At 69.0% G+C, this 18,180-nt stretch carries 21 protein-coding genes; 8 read left to right on the top strand and 13 right to left on the bottom strand.

The genetic code is table 11. The annotated features are described in order from the left end of the window. Window positions 1-60: 60 nt before the first annotated feature. Both ACRDPN_RS15035 and ACRDPN_RS15030 read left to right on the top strand, forming a co-directional pair. Window positions 61-1,029 carry an ATP-binding protein gene (locus tag ACRDPN_RS15035; protein ID WP_431449492.1) on the top strand — a complete coding sequence of 323 codons (969 nt, stop codon included), beginning with the start codon at window positions 61-63 and terminating at the stop codon, window positions 1,027-1,029. A 138-nt stretch (window positions 1,030-1,167) separates the two neighbouring features. After that, window positions 1,168-1,893 carry a hypothetical protein gene (locus ACRDPN_RS15030; protein ID WP_431449491.1) on the top strand — a complete coding sequence of 242 codons (726 nt, stop codon included), beginning with the start codon at window positions 1,168-1,170 and terminating at the stop codon, window positions 1,891-1,893. Window positions 1,894-1,973: 80 nt separating this feature from the next. Here the strand turns inward: ACRDPN_RS15030 and ACRDPN_RS15025 are convergent, their stop codons facing one another. The 8 genes from ACRDPN_RS15025 to ACRDPN_RS14990 are packed head-to-tail and all read right to left on the bottom strand — an operon-like array spanning window position 1,974 to window position 8,478. Next, the gene (locus ACRDPN_RS15025) at window positions 1,974-3,359 is read right to left on the bottom strand and encodes a class II fumarate hydratase (RefSeq protein WP_431449490.1); all 1,386 of its coding nucleotides are present in this window, start codon (window positions 3,357-3,359) and stop codon (window positions 1,974-1,976) included. Next, window positions 3,356-3,964 (bottom strand): methyltransferase domain-containing protein, encoded by a 609-nt coding sequence (locus tag ACRDPN_RS15020; protein ID WP_431449489.1) that lies wholly within the window; start codon window positions 3,962-3,964, stop codon window positions 3,356-3,358. The genes ACRDPN_RS15025 and ACRDPN_RS15020 overlap by 4 nt, the downstream gene beginning before the upstream one ends. Beyond that, entirely contained in the window at window positions 3,961-4,581 is a 621-nt protein-coding gene (locus ACRDPN_RS15015; RefSeq protein ID WP_431449488.1) for an FMN-binding negative transcriptional regulator, read from the bottom strand. Before ACRDPN_RS15015 ends, ACRDPN_RS15020 begins: the two co-directional genes overlap by 4 nt. Further along, a complete protein-coding gene (locus ACRDPN_RS15010; RefSeq protein ID WP_431449487.1) occupies window positions 4,581-5,480 on the bottom strand; it encodes an alpha/beta fold hydrolase in 900 nt (299 codons plus the stop codon). The genes ACRDPN_RS15015 and ACRDPN_RS15010 overlap by 1 nt, the downstream gene beginning before the upstream one ends. Window positions 5,481-5,487: 7 nt before the next feature. Then, window positions 5,488-6,486, bottom strand: coding sequence for a class II fructose-bisphosphatase (glpX, locus tag ACRDPN_RS15005; RefSeq protein ID WP_431449502.1), 999 nt, complete (start codon window positions 6,484-6,486; stop codon window positions 5,488-5,490). A gap of 30 nt (window positions 6,487-6,516) precedes the next feature. Continuing rightward, window positions 6,517-7,359, bottom strand: a complete 843-nt coding sequence (locus ACRDPN_RS15000) for an ABC transporter permease (protein WP_431449486.1) — start codon at window positions 7,357-7,359, stop codon at window positions 6,517-6,519. After that, window positions 7,337-8,089 carry a molybdate ABC transporter substrate-binding protein gene (modA, locus tag ACRDPN_RS14995; RefSeq protein WP_431449485.1) on the bottom strand — a complete coding sequence of 251 codons (753 nt, stop codon included), beginning with the start codon at window positions 8,087-8,089 and terminating at the stop codon, window positions 7,337-7,339. Before modA ends, ACRDPN_RS15000 begins: the two co-directional genes overlap by 23 nt. Beyond that, a complete protein-coding gene (locus tag ACRDPN_RS14990; RefSeq protein ID WP_431449484.1) occupies window positions 8,086-8,478 on the bottom strand; it encodes a TOBE domain-containing protein in 393 nt (130 codons plus the stop codon). The genes modA and ACRDPN_RS14990 overlap by 4 nt, the downstream gene beginning before the upstream one ends. 82 nt (window positions 8,479-8,560) lie before the next feature. Between ACRDPN_RS14990 and ACRDPN_RS14985 the strand changes: the two genes are divergently transcribed. Next, a complete protein-coding gene (locus tag ACRDPN_RS14985; RefSeq protein WP_431449483.1) occupies window positions 8,561-9,085 on the top strand; it encodes a DUF4245 domain-containing protein in 525 nt (174 codons plus the stop codon). Here the strand turns inward: ACRDPN_RS14985 and ACRDPN_RS14980 are convergent. Next, a complete protein-coding gene (locus ACRDPN_RS14980; RefSeq protein WP_431449482.1) occupies window positions 9,058-9,285 on the bottom strand; it encodes an exodeoxyribonuclease VII small subunit in 228 nt (75 codons plus the stop codon). The genes ACRDPN_RS14985 and ACRDPN_RS14980 overlap by 28 nt on opposite strands. Beyond that, window positions 9,278-10,495, bottom strand: a complete 1,218-nt coding sequence (xseA, locus tag ACRDPN_RS14975) for an exodeoxyribonuclease VII large subunit (protein ID WP_431449481.1) — start codon at window positions 10,493-10,495, stop codon at window positions 9,278-9,280. Before xseA ends, ACRDPN_RS14980 begins: the two co-directional genes overlap by 8 nt. 65 nt (window positions 10,496-10,560) lie before the next feature. Here xseA and ACRDPN_RS14970 point away from each other — a divergent pair, with 65 nt between their 5' ends. Continuing rightward, window positions 10,561-11,547: a 4-hydroxy-3-methylbut-2-enyl diphosphate reductase gene (locus tag ACRDPN_RS14970; RefSeq protein WP_431449480.1), complete on the top strand. Its 987-nt coding sequence runs from the start codon at window positions 10,561-10,563 to the stop codon at window positions 11,545-11,547. Window positions 11,548-11,610: 63 nt separating this feature from the next. Further along, window positions 11,611-13,494: a Na+/H+ antiporter gene (locus ACRDPN_RS14965; protein ID WP_431449479.1), complete on the top strand. Its 1,884-nt coding sequence runs from the start codon at window positions 11,611-11,613 to the stop codon at window positions 13,492-13,494. Window positions 13,495-13,504: 10 nt separating this feature from the next. On the opposite strand, the gene ACRDPN_RS14960 is transcribed toward ACRDPN_RS14965, so the two are convergent. The 3 genes from ACRDPN_RS14960 to ACRDPN_RS14950 form a co-directional block, all read right to left on the bottom strand. Beyond that, window positions 13,505-14,035: a GNAT family N-acetyltransferase gene (locus ACRDPN_RS14960; protein ID WP_431449478.1), complete on the bottom strand. Its 531-nt coding sequence runs from the start codon at window positions 14,033-14,035 to the stop codon at window positions 13,505-13,507. 5 nt (window positions 14,036-14,040) lie between these two features. Further along, window positions 14,041-14,463, bottom strand: a complete 423-nt coding sequence (locus ACRDPN_RS14955) for a DUF6542 domain-containing protein (RefSeq protein WP_431449477.1) — start codon at window positions 14,461-14,463, stop codon at window positions 14,041-14,043. Window positions 14,464-14,556: 93 nt separating this feature from the next. Then, window positions 14,557-14,889: an antibiotic biosynthesis monooxygenase family protein gene (locus ACRDPN_RS14950; protein ID WP_431449476.1), complete on the bottom strand. Its 333-nt coding sequence runs from the start codon at window positions 14,887-14,889 to the stop codon at window positions 14,557-14,559. 219 nt (window positions 14,890-15,108) lie between these two features. On the opposite strand from ACRDPN_RS14950, the gene ACRDPN_RS14945 reads away from it, so the two are divergent. From ACRDPN_RS14945 to ACRDPN_RS14935, 3 genes are read left to right on the top strand one after another with little or no spacing between them, the layout of a single operon-like run. Then, on the top strand, window positions 15,109-16,836 hold the full coding sequence (locus tag ACRDPN_RS14945; protein WP_431449475.1) for a sulfatase family protein: 1,728 nt from the start codon (window positions 15,109-15,111) through the stop codon (window positions 16,834-16,836). A gap of 51 nt (window positions 16,837-16,887) precedes the next feature. Beyond that, the gene (locus ACRDPN_RS14940) at window positions 16,888-17,775 is read left to right on the top strand and encodes a CPBP family intramembrane glutamic endopeptidase (RefSeq protein ID WP_431449474.1); all 888 of its coding nucleotides are present in this window, start codon (window positions 16,888-16,890) and stop codon (window positions 17,773-17,775) included. A gap of 26 nt (window positions 17,776-17,801) precedes the next feature. Further along, entirely contained in the window at window positions 17,802-18,062 is a 261-nt protein-coding gene (locus ACRDPN_RS14935; RefSeq protein WP_431449473.1) for a hypothetical protein, read from the top strand. Window positions 18,063-18,180: the final 118 nt, after the last annotated feature.

The raw sequence follows: 18,180 nt of genomic DNA, 5'->3' as shown, positions 1-18,180 counted from the left end.
GTCCCGAGGGCCATCGGCGGAACTTCTCCGGACGGCGCCGACACAGGGCACAATGCCTCCATGACGTCGGAGCCCCGAGGTGTTCATCCGGAGCTGCGCGTCCGTCTCGCCGCGGAAGCCTCCAGCGTCCCCGGAGCGCGGAGGTTCGTCATCGACGGGCTGTTGGATTGGGGCCGCGAGCGCCTCGTCGACGACGCAGCCCTGTGCGTCACCGAGATGGCAGCGAACTCCGCCCTGCACAGCGGTAGCCCGTACATGCACGTCGGCTTGAGCGACCTCGAGCCGGCCGTGCGGCTCAGCGTCGAGGACGCCGGTGGGCTGGTCCCGCTCCCGGCGGTGGCCCCGCCTCCTGCGCCGAGGTCCGGCGATCTACCTCCGATCGAGGCTCTGGGTACCACCGGGCGTGGGCTGGCGATCGTGTCGGTGCTGGCGGAGGGCTGGGGGATCGAGGAGCGCGTCGATGGACGCCGCATCTGGGCCGACCTTGCCGGTGACGGCGTCGAGCACGAGGTCAGGCCACCGGTGGTGGCGTTCCACGACCCGGCCACACCGGAGCCTGCCGTCCTGCCCGCGGACTGGGCGACGGTGCGGATGCTCCAGTGCCCGGTGCAGCTCGGGCTTCGGATCGACCAGCGACTCGACGACTTGATTCGGGAGCTTCAGCTCATCGATTCCGAAGAGGGCCCGACCCCGCCGAAGGAGCTGGGCCGGCTCATCGAGCGGCTGGTGTCGCGCCCGGCCTTCGCGCGACACATGGGGCGCCGTACTGCGCTGGACGCCGCCGCGGCGGGGCTGGAGTACGTCGACATCGAGATGACGCTCCCCCGCGAGATGGCCTCCAGCGTCCGGGAACTGCTGGCCGCGGACAACCTGGCTGACGAGATCTGCGAGACCCACCAGCTGCTCACCCCGCGGTCCACACCGGAGATGGTGTCGCTGCGCACCTGGATCAGCGAGTGCATCGCCACGCAGGCGGAGGAGGACGCCGCGCCGGTTCCTTACGAAGAGTGGCTGCGGCAGAGAGGCTGACGGCCAAACCTCACGATTCTTTTCATAAGCCGATACGGCCGGACATCTCCCGGTGTTTTTCGACACTCAGGCCCGGGCCAACGTGCACCGGGATTTTCGGACCTACCCGGGGGACTAATGAGACGCGCACTACTTGTCATGATCGCGGCGTTGTTGTTGACGCTGACGTGGAACGGACCAGCGTCGGCAGCGACGTACTACCTGTCGCAGCAGGACTTCACGACCGGCACGACGGACTGGCAGGGACCCGTGGCGCACGACGCGACCGACGGCACTGCCACGGCCAGCCAAGGGGCGTTCACCAAGTTCGGTGAGTACCGACCCGAGTTCCCAGGCAACTACGTCGCTGAACTGGACGTCTACCTCGACCCGACCTGGACGGCCGGGCAGGGGTTCGAGTACACCGTCGCCTCCAGCAACAGCAGCGGTGGACATCTTCGGGACTTCGTCTTCCACATTGCGAGCACCGCCAACGGCCTGCACGTCAACGGCGACAACAACACGTACGGCGCCGGAGGGAACGCGTTCATCGCTGCGCAGGGGAATCAGATCACCGACAAGGGCTGGTACACGATGCAGCACACCTTCCGCGACGACAACGGAGTGCTTGCGGTCGACCTGACCCTGCTGGACAGCGACGATCAGGTGGTCTTCAAGACCACGCGGTCCAACGCGGCTGACGACATGAGCCTCGTCGGTGGGAACCGCTATGGCTGGTTCGCCACGAACAACGTCGCCGGCGGGACCGAGATGGACAACCATGAGCTGTACCTGGCCGCCGACGTGACCAAGGACGACTGCAAGGACGGCGGCTACGCGAACTACCGGTTCAGCAACCAAGGGCAGTGTGTCTCCTGGGTCTAGGCAAACCCGCGCTGACTGTCTGACCCGGCCCTCGAACTGACTCGAGGGCCGGGTCAGACGACGGTGACATCGGGCGAGGGTCAGGGGTGGGTCATCGACATGACGTCGAGAGCGGTGTCGAGGTCTGCCTCGGAGATGACGCCACGCTCGACGTAGCCCTCCTCGATGACAACCTCGCGGATGGTCTTGCGCTCCTTGACGGCCTTCTTGGCGACCGCGGCGGCGTTCTCGTAACCGATGTGGCGGTTCAGCGGGGTGACGACCGACGGGCTGGACTCGGCGAACTCACGGCAGCGCTCCTCGTTGGCCGTGATGCCGTCGACGCAGCGATCGGCGAGGGTGCGTGAAGCGTTGCCGAGCAGGCGCATCGACTCGAGCAGGTTGCGGCCGATGACCGGCAGCATGACGTTGAGCTCGAACGCTCCGGACGCCCCGGCCGTGGCAATGGTGACGTCGTTGCCGATCACCTGCGCTGCCACCATCAGGGTGGCCTCCGGCAGCACCGGGTTGACCTTGCCGGGCATGATGCTGGAACCGGGCTGCAGGTCGGGCAGGTTGATCTCGGCCAGGCCGGTGCGCGGGCCCGAACCCATCCAGCGCAGGTCGTTGCAGATCTTGGTGAGACTCACGGCGATGGTGCGCAGCTGGCCGGACATCTCCACAAGCCCGTCGCGGGCGCCCTGGGCCTCGAAGTGGTCGACCGCCTCGGTGACCGGGAGTCCGGTGCCCTCGGCGAGCAGCTCGATGACGCGCTGTGGGAAGCCGATCGGGGTGTTGATGCCGGTGCCGACGGCGGTGCCGCCGAGCGGGACCTCCGCGGTGCGGGGGAGCGACGCCTCGACGCGCTCGATGCCGCGACGGATCTGCGCGGCGTAGCCACCGAACTCCTGGCCGAGCGTCACCGGAGTGGCGTCCATCAGGTGCGTGCGTCCGGACTTCACGACCTCGGCGAACTCCTTGGCCTTGGCCTCCAACGACTGCGCGAGGTGATCGAGCGCCGGGACGAGCTCGTTCATGGCCGAAGCCGTGGCGGCGACGTGGATCGAGGTCGGGAAGACGTCGTTCGACGACTGGCTGGCGTTCACGTGGTCGTTCGGATGGACCTCGCGGCCGAGCAACTTCGTGGCCAGCGAGGCGAGCACCTCGTTGGTGTTCATGTTGCTCGATGTGCCAGAGCCGGTCTGGAACACGTCGATCGGGAACTGGTCGTCGTGCGCGCCGGTGGCGACCTCCTCGGCCGCGGCGACGATGGCGTCGGCCATGTCCTGCTCGAGGATGCCCAGCTCGGCGTTCGCCTGGGCGCAGGCCGCCTTGATCTGGGCGAGGGCACGGATCTGCGCCGACTCGATGGTGGTGCCGGAGATCGGGAAGTTCTCGACGGCTCGCTGCGTCTGCGCACGCCACAAGGCGTTGGCAGGCACGTTGATCTCACCCATGGTGTCGCGCTCGATGCGGTATTCGGTCATGAAGCGAACGATAGTCCGGCGCGACCGCTGAGAATCCAGTAGGCCTCGGCGCGACCCTGAAGGGTGACCGGGACCGATTCGGCGAGCACGTCCGTCAGGTGGGCGGCGAGGATGCGACGCAACGCCTCGGAGTCGGCCATCGACCAGATCGCCAGGGTGCCGCCCGGACGCAGCATCCGCGCGCACTCGGCGAGGAAGGCCCCCTCGTAGACCGCCGCGTTGTCCGGATGGACCAGGAAGTCCGGCCCGTTGTCGACGTCGAGCAGCACGGCGTCCATCGACGCATCGGGCTGCGCGGCGACCACGTCGCGGACGTCGCCGACGACGACGGTCAGGCGTGGGTCGTCGAGATGGTTCTCGGCGACCACCTCGTCGTGCAGCTCGGCGACGAGCACCCGCCGAACGGATGTGTCGGCGAGCAGGGCGCTCACCGTGAACCCGAGACCGAGCCCGCCCACCAGCACGTCGCGCGCACCGTTCTCGAGGGCGACCCGGGCCAGACGCCGTTCCGAGCTCGTCTCGACGTCGTCCATGACGAAGACACCGCTCACCCGGAGCTCGGTGGCGCCGTCATCACGGCGCCGCACCACGACCTCGTCGCTCAACGCACTCCGCGGCGGTCGCGCGCCCGCTCCATGTCGTCCGCGAGTGCAGGATCGGAGTAGGGACCGGGCTGACGCAGGTGGTCGATGACGTTCTGCCGGCTGACCGGGTCCTTGTCGAGGCTCATCTTGACCTGGGTCTGGAACCGCGTGATCGGGATGCGCAGGCCCACGGTTCCGCGGGACAGCGGACGCCCAAGCTCCGGATCGAGATACATCGGGTAGTCGACGTACTGCTCGAAGTGCGCGACGAGCCGGGTGAGGACCTGCAGGTTCTCCTCGGGCGCGAGGATCTCGGGCACGCCGTGGGCGTGGACGACGCTGAAGTTCCACGTCGGGGCCGGGGTGGTGCCGGGCACGTACCAGCTGGGCGAGATGTAGCCGTGGCGTCCCTGGATGATGAGCAGCACCTCGGAATCCAGCGCGTGGTTCTTGTCATCGGGCCGGCCCATGTGGGTGACGACCGCAAGTCCTTCGGAGCCTTCGTCAAGGAGCACCGGATAGTGCGACGCGACGAGGTCACCGTCCTTCTGGCTGACGATGATCGCCCACGGGTTGTCGCGGATCAGTTCTCGGACGATCTCCGGGTCGTCGTCTTGATGGAACGGGTTGCGGAGCATCAGCGAACTGCAGCGCGTTCGGCGGTCTTCACGATCGCGTCGATGTAGGTGTCGTAGAGCGCCGGCGGCAGATCGTGTCCCATGCCCCTGATCTCCAGGTGCTCGGCGCCCGGGATCGCGCGTGCCGTGGCGCGTCCGCCGGACCGGTTGACCAGCGGGTCGGACAGGCCGTGGATCACCGTGACAGGCACCTCGATCTCGCCGAGGCGCTTGGTGCGGTCGGGCTGGGTGAGCACCGCCAGCATGTGTCGGGCTACGCCACTGGCGCTCCATCCGCGGTCGTACGTCTCGTGGGCGCGCGCGAGGGACGCCTCGGGGTTGGGCGGATAGTCGGGTGAGCCGATCACCTCGGCTGAGCGGATGGCACGTGCGACGTAGGAGTCGCGCGTGCTGCCGGCGGAGCCGAGCATCATCGGGAGAAGCCTGGGATGGATTCGCCCCACCGTGCGACGACCGGTGGTCGACATGATCGACGTCAACGACAGCACCCGGTCGCGGTGGTCGAGCGCCAGCGTCTGAGCGATCATGCCGCCCATCGAGACGCCGGCGACGTGGGCGCGGTCGATGCCCAGGTGGTCGAGCAGGCCGGTGGCGTCGACGGCGAGGTCGCCGATCGAGTACGGCGCCCGGCCCCGGCCGACGAAGGCGCGGAGCAGATCGCCCTTGGTGACGCGGTGCTGGCCCAGCTTCGTGGAGCGCCCGGTGTCCCGGTTGTCGTACCGGATGACGAAGAAGCCGCGAGAGGCGAGGCGCTCACAGAAGTCGGTCGTCCACCAGTTCATCGGGCCGCCCAGCCCCATGATCAGCAGGACCGGAGGGTCGTCCGGCTTGCCGAACGTCTCGTGACAGATGTCGATGCCGTAGGGCAACGACGCGAACTGCTCACCTGAACCGGCCATGTGGGACTCAGTGCTCGTAGTCGACGGTCGAGTACGCCTTGAGCTTGTGCAGCTGGTGCTCGCTGGTGATCTTGCGGATCGTGCCGCTGCGCGAGCGCATGACCATGGACTCGGTGAAGGCTACTCCCGCGCCGTAGCGGACCCCGGTCATCAGCTCGCCGTCGGTGATGCCGGTGGCCACGAAGAAGACGTCGTCGGCCATGACGAGGTCGTCGGTGTCGAGCACGACGCCGAGCTCGAGTCCGGCATCGATCGCACGCTGACGCTCGTCGTCGTCGGTGGGCCACAGCCGGCCCTGGATGATGCCGCCCATGCACTTCATGGCACAGGCCGTGATGATGCCCTCAGGCGTGCCACCCACACCCACGAGCATGTCGACGCCGGTGTCGGGTCGTACGGCCGTGATCGCGCCGGCGACGTCGCCGTCCATGATGAACTTGATGCGCGCGCCGGTGGCGCGGATCTCCTCGACCAGATCGGCGTGACGCGGACGGTCGAGCACGCACACCGTGACGTCGCTGACCTGCACGCCCTTGGCCTTCGCGACGAGTGAGATGTTCTCCGCGACCGGCAGGCGGATGTCGACGACGTCGGCCGCTTCCGGCCCTGCCACCAGCTTCTCCATGTAGAAGACGGCCGACGGGTCGTACATGGTCCCGCGCGGTGCGACGGCCATGACGGAGACCGCGTTCGGCATGCTCTTGGCCGCCAGCGTGGTGCCGTCGATGGGGTCGACCGCCACGTCGCAGTCGGGCCCGGTGCCGTCGCCGACGCGCTCGCCGTTGAACAGCATGGGCGCTTGGTCCTTCTCGCCCTCGCCGATGACGACGACGCCGTTCATCTGCACGGTGTTGATGAGGGTGCGCATCGCGTTGACGGCCACTGCGTCGGCGCCGTTCTTGTCGCCGCGGCCGACCCAGCGGCCGGCGGCCATGGCGCCCGCCTCGGTGACCCGCACGAGGTCGAGGGCGAGGTTGCGGTCCGGGGCTTGGGCGGCGGGCTGCATGCTGTCCACGGGGTCAGGGTACCGGCCCTGCTACTCCCACGGATTCGTCAGCCACTTCTCGCGCAGGGCGGCGAGCACGAGGACGCTGAGCGCCAGCAGCACGATGCTGAGCGCGATCGCTGGTTCCGGGTCCGTCTGCAGAGCGGTGTAGATCTCCAGCGGCATCGTGCGCGTGACGCCTGGAGCATTGCCGGCGAACGTGATGGTCGCGCCGAACTCGCCGATCGATCTGGCCCAGGCGAGCACCGCTCCGCTGAGGATGCCTGGCAGAGCAAGCGGCACGTTGATGATCCGGAACGTCTGCCAGCGGCTGGCACCGGCTGTGGCCGCCTCCTCGTCGAGCGTGGGGTCGGCGGTGCGGAACGAGCCCTCGACAGCGATGACGAGGAACGGCATCGCCACGAACACCTGGGCGAGCACCACTGCCGTCGTCGAGAACGGGATCGTGACGCCGAAGGCGTCGCGCAGCGGAGCGCCGATGAAGCCCTGGCGACCGAACGCGGTCAGGAGCGCCACGCCTGCGACGACGGGCGGCAGCACCAGGGGCACGGTGACGAGGGCGCGCACGAAGCGGCGGCCGGGGAACCGCACGCGGGCCAGCACCCAGGCGAGCGGCACGCCCACGATGATGCAGATGACGGTGGCGATGGTCGCGGTGACCAGGCTCAGCCGGAGGGCCGACTGCAACGACTCCGAGGCGAGCAGGCCGGCCATCCCACCCCACGGCGCTCGTGCCACCAGGGCGACGAGCGGCACGATGAGCACCAGCGTCGCGAGCGCGGCCGGTATCCCGATCCGCAGCGGCACCGCACCGTACGGAGTCCAGGCACCACGACGGGCCCGGCGGGTCTCAGGGGCGAGGTCCGAAGCCATACGAGTCCAGCACCTCCTGTCCGTGCTCACCGGTGACGAGGTCGATCCAGTCCTGTGCCGCTTCGCCGTTCTCGCTGCCCTTGACCGCCGCGATCGGGTCGACGTTGACGATCTCGGAGGCGTTCTCCGCTTGGACCACCTCGACCTTGTCGCCGGCGGCCTGGGCGTCGGACGCATAGACGAGACCGGCATCGACCTCGCCGATCGTGACCTTGGTCAGCACGCCCTTGACGTTCTCCTCCTCGGTGGCGGGCTTCGGGGACATCTGGTTGAGCTCGAACAATCGCTGCGTGGCGTCGCCACAAGGCGCGGCCGGCACGCAGACGGCGAAAGTCGCGTCGGCGAGGTCGTCGAGGCCGGTGATATTCGCCGGGTTGCCGGCGGGGGTCGCGATGACGAGCGTGTTCGTCGCGAACGCCACCGGCGTTCCGGTGATGACACCGGCAGCGACTGCCTCGTCCATCGACTTCTCGTCGGCCGTGGCCAGCACGTCGGCCTCCAGACCCTGCGAGAGCTGCTCGACCAGGATGGCCGAGGAGTCGAACGAGAGGGTGACGTCCACCTCGGGGTGCTCCTTCTCGTAGACCTTCTCCAGGGCGGCGAACGACTCGGTGAGCGAGGCCGCAGCGAGGATCCGCAGCGAGGAGGTTTCGCCTCCGGTGTCGTCGGATCCGCACGCGGTGAGGGCGAGAGGGAGCACGAGGAGGACAGGAAGGGCCCGAAGCCTCACGGCGACACCTCAAGCGAGACGTTGGTGGACTTGACGGTCGCCCACGCGAGCGAGCCGGGCTCGAGGCCGAGGTCGTCGGCGGCCTCACGGCTGATCAGCGACACCACCCGATACGGGCCGCAGCTCAGCTCGACCTGCGCCATCACGGTGTCCTTCGTGACCTTCGTGACGATGCCGCGCAGCCGGTTGCGCGCGCTCCCACCTTTGGGGCCGTGGTCGGGCGACTCGGCCACCTCGGTCGCGAGGCGGGCGAGCTCGGGGCCGGCGATCGCCGTCACCCCGGAACCGGTGGTCGTGGTCTCGAACCGTCCGTGCTGCTGCCAGCGTCGTAGGGTGTCATCGCTGACGCCCAGCAGGTCGGCTGCCTCGGACATCCGGTAGTCGGTCATGAACGAGACTGTAACCGCAGAATCGTGGGAATTCAGCCCAAGTGACCGCATGTGCGGAGATGACCACGGGAGGAGGAGGCGCATGAGCGGAACCAGCAGCCGCGGCAACCCGTCCATGGGTGACATCGCCCGATCCGTGGGTGTGCTCGGCGGCATCGTGCTCGTGCTGTTCGGCATCGGCCAGCTGGTCACGATCACGCCCGAGCGGCCCACCACCAGAACGGTCGACTACCGCACGGCCGCGGAGAGCAGCCGCACCGTGGCCGACTTCGAGCTCCTCGCCCCGACCAGCCTCCCGGACGGTTGGCGCGCGACATCGGTGCGGTACGAGGAGGGCTCCTGGCATCTCGGCGTGCTCACCGACGACGACGCCTACATCGGGCTGGAGCAGGTGCGGATCAGCGAGGAGCGGGCCGTCGAGCGGTTCGCGGAAGGCAGCCGGGCCGATGGTACGGCCGTCATCGACGGGGTGAGCTGGTCGCGACGCGCGGGCCCGGACGACGACACGACCTACCTGCGCCGCGACGGGGGGATGACGAACCTCGTGACCGGCAGCGCTCCACGCTCCGAGATCGAGCGCTACGTCTCATCGCTCTCGGCGTCCTGAGCCTGAACCTCACCCGACGCCCGGGCGAGGCGTTCGCGCGCCCCGTCGAGCCACTCCTGACAGACGGCGGCCAGGTGCTCGCCGCGCTCCCACAGCGCCAGCGACTCGTCGAGGCTCGTGCCACCCGTCTCGAGCTTCTGCACGACGGCGATGAGCTCGTCGCGGGCCTGCTCGTAGGGGATGTCGGGCGTCTCAGGCATGCGGGATCTCCTTCGTGGAAAGTGTGCGGACCGCGACGCTGCCGTCGGACAGCCGGATGCCGAACTCCTCGGGCACCTGGTCGAGCGCGGTGATGACGCTGCCGTCGGGCCGTTGCGCGACGGCGTAGCCGCGCTCGAGCGTGGCGAGCGGCGAGAGGGCGCGTACCCGGGCGAGATGGGATCCGACCTGGTCTTGTTCTCGGCCGAGGCGATGGTCCAGTGCCCGGCGGGCCCGGTCCCGGGTGTCCACGACCAGCATGCGCTCCCTGTCGACGATGACGTGCGGAGCCGCGAGAACGGGCCGCGACCGCAGGTGCGCCAGACCGGCCGCCTCATGCTCCAGCAGGCGGCGGACCGCGTGCGCGGCGCGTCCGCGCATGGCGGTCACGCCGGCGAGCTCCTCGCGTACGTCAGGCACGATCCGTTTGGCGGCGTCGGTGGGCGTGGATGCCCGCACGTCGGCGACGAGGTCGAGGATCGGGCTGTCGGCCTCGTGCCCGATCGCGCTGACAACCGGTAGCGAGCACGAGTGCACTGCGCGGACGAGGGCCTCGTCGGAGAAGGGAAGCAGGCTCTCGATCGAGCCGCCGCCGCGGGCGATCACGATGACCTCGACGGCGCCGCCCGCCTCGAGCTCGCGGAGCGCGGTGATGACGGCGCGGGCGGAGTCGGCGCCCTGCACGAGGGCGTGCCGCACGACGAACTGCACGCCCGGCCAACGCAGGCGGGCGTTCTGGAGCACGTCCTTCTCGGCGTCGGAGTCGCGTCCGGTGACTAGTCCGACGGCCCGGGGGAGCAGGGGCAACGGCTTCTTGAGCCGTGCGTCGAACAGTCCTTCGGCGGCCAGCAGCTGCTTGCGGCGCTCGAGCTGGGCCAGCAGCTCGCCCTCGCCGGCCGGACGGATCTCGCGGATCTCGAGCGAGAGCTCGCCGCTGGGTTCGTAGAATGTCGGCTTCGCGTGGACGATGACCCTGGCGCCAGGCGTGACCGGCGCAGGAGCGGCGTCGAGGATGCTGACGTGACAGGTTGCCCTGATCGACAGCGTGGCGCGGAGGTCGCGCAGCACCAGGAAACACTTGCCCGGACGACGGTTGAGGGAGGCCACCTCGGCCTCGACCCACACCGCCCCGAGCCGGCCGACGTACTGGCCGATGAGGGTCGAGATCTGGCGCAGCGGGGCGGGTGAGTCCGCGCTCGTCTCGAGGGCCATGCGGTCAGAGTAGAGCCACGGACGGACGGTCTGGGGCCTCATGGTGGGCCGTTAGACTCGCCACCATGACCACGAACGTCGATCTCGGCATGCCCCCGGTGGGCGGCAGCGTGCTGCTCGCCGACCCGCGCGGCTACTGCGCGGGCGTCGACCGTGCGGTCATCACCGTCGAGAAGGCGCTCGATCTCTACGGCGCGCCCGTGTACGTGCGCAAGCAGATCGTGCACAACAAGCACGTCGTCAACGACCTGGCGGCCCGTGGCGCGATCTTCGTCGAGGAGCTCGGCGAGGTGCCCGAGGGCGCCACCGTCGTGTTCTCGGCCCACGGCGTCTCCCCGGCCGTGCACGCCGAGGCTGCCGACCGCCAGCTCAAGACCATCGACGCGACCTGCCCGCTGGTCACGAAGGTGCACCACGAGGCCAAGCGCTTCGCCCGTGAGGGCAAGCACATCCTGCTCATCGGCCACGCCGGCCACGAGGAGGTCGAGGGCACTGCGGGCGAGGCGCCGGAGAGCATCACCCTCGTCGAGCACCCGGACGACGTCGACGGACTCAAGTTCCCGGAGGACGCCCGGCTGTCGTGGCTGTCGCAGACGACGCTGAGCGTCGACGAGACGATGGAGACCGTGCGTCGGTTGCGCGAGAAGTTCCCCCAGCTGGAGGACCCGCCCAGCGACGACATCTGCTACGCCACCCAGAACCGTCAGGTCGCGGTCAAGGAGATCGCCCGCGACTCCGACCTCGTCATCGTCGTCGGCTCCGCGAACTCCTCCAACTCGGTCCGCCTGGTCGAGGTGGCCCTCGAGGCCGGGGCCAAGGCCTCCTACCGGATCGACGACATCAGCGAGTTCGACGACGCCTGGCTCGAGGGCGTCGAGCGCGTCGGCGTCACCTCCGGCGCGTCCGTCCCCGACGATCTCGTCCAGGCCGTGCTCGCCTACCTCGCCGAGCACGGCCACCCCGACGCCGACGCCGTGCGCACCGCCGAGGAGAGCCTCACGTTCTCCCTGCCCCCCGAGCTGCGCCGCGACATGAAGGCCGCCGGGGTCTGACCGGTCGAACGAGTGGCTGTGGTCCCGGGAATCGACGCACCGTGACTTTGGTTGAATGACGATGTGGACGTCGCGCTGACGCTGGTGAGCCTCGTCGCGATCGCCGTGGCGGTCAGCGCCGCGTCCGAGCGCTTCTCCGTCGCCGCACCGCTGGGACTCATCGTCGTCGGCATCGCCGGCTCGTACCTGCCGTTCGTGCCGGAGTTCGAGCTGACGCCCGAGATCGTGCTCATCGGCCTGCTGCCTCCGCTGCTCTACGCAGCGGCCATCCGGACGTCGCTCGTGGACTTCCGGGCGAACAAGCGGCCGATCGCCTTGCTCAGCGTCGGTCTGGTGCTGTTCACCGCCGCTGGTGTCGCGGTGCTGGTTCACGCCATGCTGCCGGTCGACTGGGCGGTGGCGTTCGCGCTGGGCGCGGTGGTCGCTCCTCCAGACGCCGTGGCGGCCACGACGATCGCGCGCCGCGTCGGTATGCCGCGCCGCATCGTGACGATCCTGGAGGGCGAGAGCCTGGTCAACGACGCCACAGCGATCGTCGCGCTACGAGTGTCCATCGCGGCGGCCGCGGGGACGGTCAGCGTGTGGGAGGCCGGGCTCGGCTTCGTCGTGTCGGCCGTCGGGGGAGCGGTGGTGGGGGTACTTGTGGCGCTCGTCGTCGGCAAGATCCGTCGACGCATCGACCACACCCTCACCGACGTCGCGTTCTCACTGCTCACTCCCTGGCTGGCGTACCTCGCGGCCGAGGAGATTCATCTGCCGGGCGTGGACTTCCACCCGTCCGGCGTGCTCGCTGTCGTGGTGGCCGGCCTGCTGCTCGGCCACAAGTCGCACCTCATCCAGTCGGCGTCGTCGCGGATGTTCGAGCGCACCAACTGGGCCACGATCTCCTTCGTCCTCGAGAACGTCGTCTTCCTGCTGATCGGCCTGCAGATCCGCGACATCGTGAATGCGCTCGGCGACGACGAGCTGTCCCTCGGGCGGGTCATGGCGACCAGCGCCGTCGTGCTGGTCGGAGTCATCGTGCTGCGCATCGTGTGGGTGTTCCCATCGACGTACCTGCCGCGGTTGATCCCGGCCGTCGGCCGGTCCGATCCGATGCCGCCGTGGCAGTACCCCATGGTCGTCGGCTGGGCCGGTATGCGCGGTGTGGTCACGCTGGCCGCGGTGTTCCTGCTGCCCGAGGACACAGATCACCGACCGGCGCTGGTCATGGTGGCGTTCGTCGTCACGATCGGCACCCTGCTCATCCAGGGCCTCACTCTTCCCGTCCTCGTCAGGCGGCTCGGCCTGCAGCCCCCGGACCCGCACGAGGACAACCTGGAGGAGGCCAAGGTGCAGCAGGCGGCATCCGATGCCGGGTTGGCTTACCTCGAGGAGCACGAGGCCGGACGCATCTCCGAGAGCGTCCGGCAACGGCTGCGGCAGCGTGCCACCGACCGCGTCCACGCCGTGTGGGAGCGGCTGGGCGGGGCGGAGACGCCGAGCGCGCAGTACTCCCGGGCCCGAGCGGCGATGCTCGAGGTCGAGCGGACCGAGGTGCTCCGGCTCCGCGACGAGGCGTCGATCGACCAGAGTGTCCTGCGCCGCGTGCTCGACGCGCTCGACGTCGAGGAGTCAATCCTCGACCGGCTGTCGGAGGACGAGTCGACGGCGGAGCGGGAGACCGAGCTGCGGCCGCGCACCACGGGAGGCGGCTGCGAGCACCTGGCGGCGGCGACGTCGACGCCGACGCCGACAAGCCCGGAAGGGTGCGAGGAGTGCCTGCGCGACGGCACCGAGTGGGTCCATCTGCGGCTGTGCATGGAGTGCGGCCACGTGGGGTGCTGCGAGTCCTCACCCCAGCTGCACAGCACGAGGCACTTCGAGGAGACCGGTCACCCGGTGATGCGCAGCTTCGAGCCGGGCGAGGCCTGGCGCTGGTGCTTCGTCGACAACCGCATCGGGTAACCCGCCCAGGTCACCAGAGGTCGCCGTTACGCCAGTCGCAGGTGAGGTCGGCGTCCAGATCGATGTCGTCGCCGACGCCGAACACCAGGACGGCACCCTCGACATCGGGCTGGTGGATGATTCCGTCAGGGGTGAAGGCATGCAGCGTGCCACGCCACGGCTCCCAGCCGCGGTTCCGGTAGAACGGCATGCCGATCTCGGTCGCCTTGAGGACACCGAGGTCGTAGGCATGGACGATGACCGACTCGAGGGCTTCGAGGAGCTCGTCGCCCAGCCCGTCGCGGCGGTGGTCGCTGTGCACGGCAACGGCCTCGACGCCGCCGGCGCGCAGGGCTCGACCCCGGTGCGCCAGGCGTCGCTGGACGACCGCGGCATGACCGATGATCGTGTCGCCGTCGCGGGCGATCGCGTGGAGGCCGCCGAGCCCGTGCTCCCAGTCGTCGTCGGTGAACTCGCTCTCGAACGCCTCGAACGTCATGGCCCGTGCTTCGTCGAGGGCGGCGCCGTCGAGGTCAGCCGTGTGGATGAGGGCGACGTCCATGGGGCTCAGGCTGCCGGTGCGGTGACCACGCGGATGCCGATGCCGGCAAGGGCAAGGACGTGCCCGACGACGAGCGTGACTCCATGATCGATCGTTGCGGCGACCGTGTGGGCGAAGGCTCCGGCGCCGGCAGGGAGTCCGTCGACCACGATGGCCTCCGGAGCGACCATCGCGACCGCGAAGAGCGCGCCGATCAGCAGCACCGGCGGCATCACTCCAGTGGTGATGAGGGAGCGGATGTCGACGCTCATTGGTGCGGTGGCCACGGCGAGCACGAAGCCGAGCGAGAACAGGAACCCGAGACGCCCATCGATGAGGTCGAGAGCGGTGACGGCCGCGAGCGAACCGCTGGCGAGGACGACGGCTCCCTGGGCGGAGAGGTCGCGTCGCGCCATGGCGACGGGCGAGCGCGCCGTCATCGACGACATACCCATCACGGTAGTCGCCTGACCGGCCCTGGTGCCGGAGCCGCGCTGCGCGACTTCATACCCCCAGCATGGGTGCGGCCAGAGACAGTTTGATCAGCCCGGCTGTGAGCCGCCGGCGATCTCGTACGACCAGACCTCGCTGTGCGTGGAGACCGGCTTCGGCGCATCGCCACCGGCCCGCTCGACCGCCGAGCGGTGTCCCTCGGCGAACGACGGTGAGTTGACCCAGGCCTCGAATGCGTCCTCGTCGCGCCACCGGGTGAGCACGAGCCACTGGTCGCGATCGTCGGTGGGCTTGAGCAGCTCGTAGCCCTCGAACCCCTCGGCGTCGTCGACAGCGCCTGCGCGCGCCGCGAACCGGTGCGCGAGCTCATCGCCGGCGCCTTCAGGCACGGTGATGGCGTTGATCTTGATGACTGAGCCCATACTGCGAAAGCCTCTCGTGCTGATTGGTCAAGAGACTACGGGACCAGCACAGGCCAGCACGTATGAGCCGTCGGTCCGAATATTCGCGCCACCTCGGCAAACGTCCACGAAGAACCTTCGGGATGGGCCACGATGTCTCACAACACGAGGTCTTCCGAACGGCCCGGCCGCCGACCCGCGAGTCGGTTGAAAGTGTAGTGACTTACTAGACTATGGTGAATGATCCTCACTCGGGAAGGACCACACACCTTGCACCATCGAACGCTGACCAGCGTGGTGGCGGCCACCGTTGCCGCGACCCTGACACTCGCGCTGCTGGGGATCCGCGAGAGCAGCGGTGACCCGCCTTTCGCAGCCGCGGCCGAGACCGACTCGGTCACGAAGCCCAACATCGTCGTCGTGATGGCCGATGACATGCGGGCCGACGACCTCCGCTTCATGCCGTCGCTGCGCAGGCTCGTGACTGCCCGGGGCCTGAAGTTCCGCAACTCCTTCAGCCCTTACCCGCTGTGCTGCCCCTCGCGCGCGTCCTTCCTCTCCGGCCAGTACGCCCACAACCACAAGGTGTTCGCCAATGACGCACCGTTCGGCTTCGGCAGCTTCGACGACAGTCGTACCGTGGCCACGGCGCTGCAGGACGCCGGCTATCGCACCGGCTTCGTCGGGAAGTACCTCAACAACTACGGCATCGACCGCTCCCGGGTGACCGGCGAGCACTCGTGGCGCTACGTCCCGGCGGGCTGGACGAACTGGCACGCCGCCCTGCAGCGGCCCCGCCGACTCTACGACCGCTACCCGGACGGCGGCGCGTACAACTACTTCCACACGATCTTCAACGTGAACGGCCGCACCGACGACAGCCACAAGGGCGAGTACCAGACCGGCGTGCTCGGCCGTTTCAGCCGCAAGCTGGTGACCAGGTACAGCCGTACGAACAAGCCGTTCTTCCTCTACCTCTCGGCGTTGGCGCCGCACTACGGCGGGCCGCACGAGCCCGACGACGTCGACTCGATCCGCCGGCGCGACGGCCGGGTCTCCGAGTTCGAGACCCCGGCGCGTCCCGAGTGGGTCAAGGGACGCTTCGACCACCAGGTACGCCGAAGCCCTGGCCTGCCCGCGAACGGTGGACCGAGCGAGGCCAACGTGAGCGACAAGCCGCGGGCCTTCCGCAAGCCCGAGCTGAACCGGCGGGAGCGTCGCCTCGCCACTGCACTGACGCGGCAGCGTGCCGAGTCGATCGCCGTACTCGACGCCCAGGTCCGGCGGCTCGTCCAGACCCTGCGCGAACGGGGCGAGCTCGACGAGACGGTCTTCGTCTTCACCTCGGACAACGGCTACTTCCTCGGCGAGCACCGATTCCGCAATGGCAAGCGCAAGGCCTACGAGCCCTCGATCCGAGTGCCCCTGGTCATCGCAGGGCCCGGCATCCCGCACGGCGTCCGAAACGACCCCGCCAAGACGCCGGACCTCACCGCGACGATCCTCGACCTGGCCGATGCCAAGGCACCGCGACCGGCCGACGGGCGGTCACTGGTGCCGAGCTTCGCCGCAGACCGCGGCTGGACCGCACCGGTGGTGACCGAAGCGATCATCGGCGGTCCGGCGTACCTGCCCACCACGAGCAAGCACCAGCGCGGCTTCACCGACGTGCGCACCACCATCGGCATCCGCACCGCGCGCTACAAGCTCATCCGCGACGCGTCCGGGACAGTCGAGCTCTACGACCTGGACGTCGACCCGAACGAGCTCAACAGCGTGGCCACCGATCCGGAGTACCGCGCGATCCGCAGCGAGCTCACCCGGCTGTGGCACAGGTACAAGGACTGCGCCGGAACGGCGTGCAGCGTACCGCTGCCGGCGAGCCTCGCCACGTCACCAGCCCAGACGACGGCCTCGACGAAGACCCAGTCGGAGGGAGTGCTGGCCCGCTACGGGCACGTGTTCTGAGGCGAGATTCCCAGTACAAGCCTGGACGCATGCGGAAGAATGCTGACCGTCATGTCCACCAATTCGGCGACGAACCGGCCGGTGGGGGAGTCGCCCGGCGAGCGCGGTCTCCCGGCACGACGCCCGGTGACCGTGTTCCTGCTGCTCGCGCTCGCCATCGGGTTGCCCGTCCTCGCGATCCCCGTGGTCCTTGGCCTTCCGACCGAGCCGTTCCTCCTGGTGCTCGTGTTCGTCGCGCTGCTGGGGTCGGCGCTGCTCGTCACGCGTCTCGCAGACGGTGCCGGCGCCGTGCGGCACCTGTTGTCACGCGTGCTCATCTGGCGCTTCGGCGTCGGGCGGTGGGCGGTGGTCCTGTTCGGGGTGCCGGTGCTCACCATGGCCGTCGCGGCAGCATCAGGCACCCTCAGCACTCCGGAGAAGGGCTGGCTCATTGAGGTGGGTTGGTACCTCTTCAACACCTTGATCTTCGGTGCGCTGATCCTCAACCTGTGGGAGGAGATGGCCTGGGCAGGCTTCGCCCAGTCCCGGCTGATGGCGCGCCACGGCCTGGTCGTGGCGTCGCTGATCACGGCGGTGTTCTTCGCCGTCATCCACCTGCCGCTGTACCTCGAGGGTGATCCGACCCGGTCGGAGGTCGCGATCGGGTTGGCCATCCTCTTCGCCATGGCCCCGGTCTATCGCTATCTGATCGGGATGCACCTCCTGGACACCGGCGGCAGCATTCTCGCGGTCGGCGTCCAGCATGCTTCTTGGAATGCGGCGCTGAACCTCGACGCGGTCGACGGAGGGGACTGGGAATGGCAGGTGCCCGTCGCGGTAGTCCTGCTCACCGCGATGGTCGCGTCCGGCAGGCGGTTCCGACCCCCCTCGGACCGTCCGATCGGGCGGGAGGCGGAGAAGTCCGCGGCAGCGGAATGGATCCACCCAAAGCCTCGGTGATCCTGACCGTGCGCCAAGGTGGCCTCATGACGACCGACCTGGATCTGACCAGCTACAAGGCGCTCAGCTTCGACTGCTACGGCACCCTCATCGACTGGGAAGCCGGCATCGCCGCGGTGCTGGCGCCGTGGGCCCGCGAACAGCGCCTCGACCTGACAGAGGAAGAGCTGCTACTCGACTACGCCGACAACGAGCGGCCGTCGAGCGGGAAACGCCTTCGGCGCTCTACCCCGAGGTGCTGGCCAGCGCCTTCCGCGCGACCGGGGACAGGCTCGGTCGCGCGGTGAGCGATGAGTGGGCGCAGCGGCCGGGAAACTCGGTCCCCGACTGGCCAGCGTTCCCCGACTCCGCAGAGGCCCTGGACCGGCTGGCCAAGCACTACCAGCTGATCATCCTGTCCAACGT

This window comes from Aeromicrobium sp., assembly GCF_050700635.1.
In the GTDB taxonomy this organism is placed as follows: domain Bacteria; phylum Actinomycetota; class Actinomycetes; order Propionibacteriales; family Nocardioidaceae; genus Aeromicrobium.
Note: the sequence above shows the minus strand (reverse complement) of the source record. Positions and strands in the feature narration are given on the sequence as shown.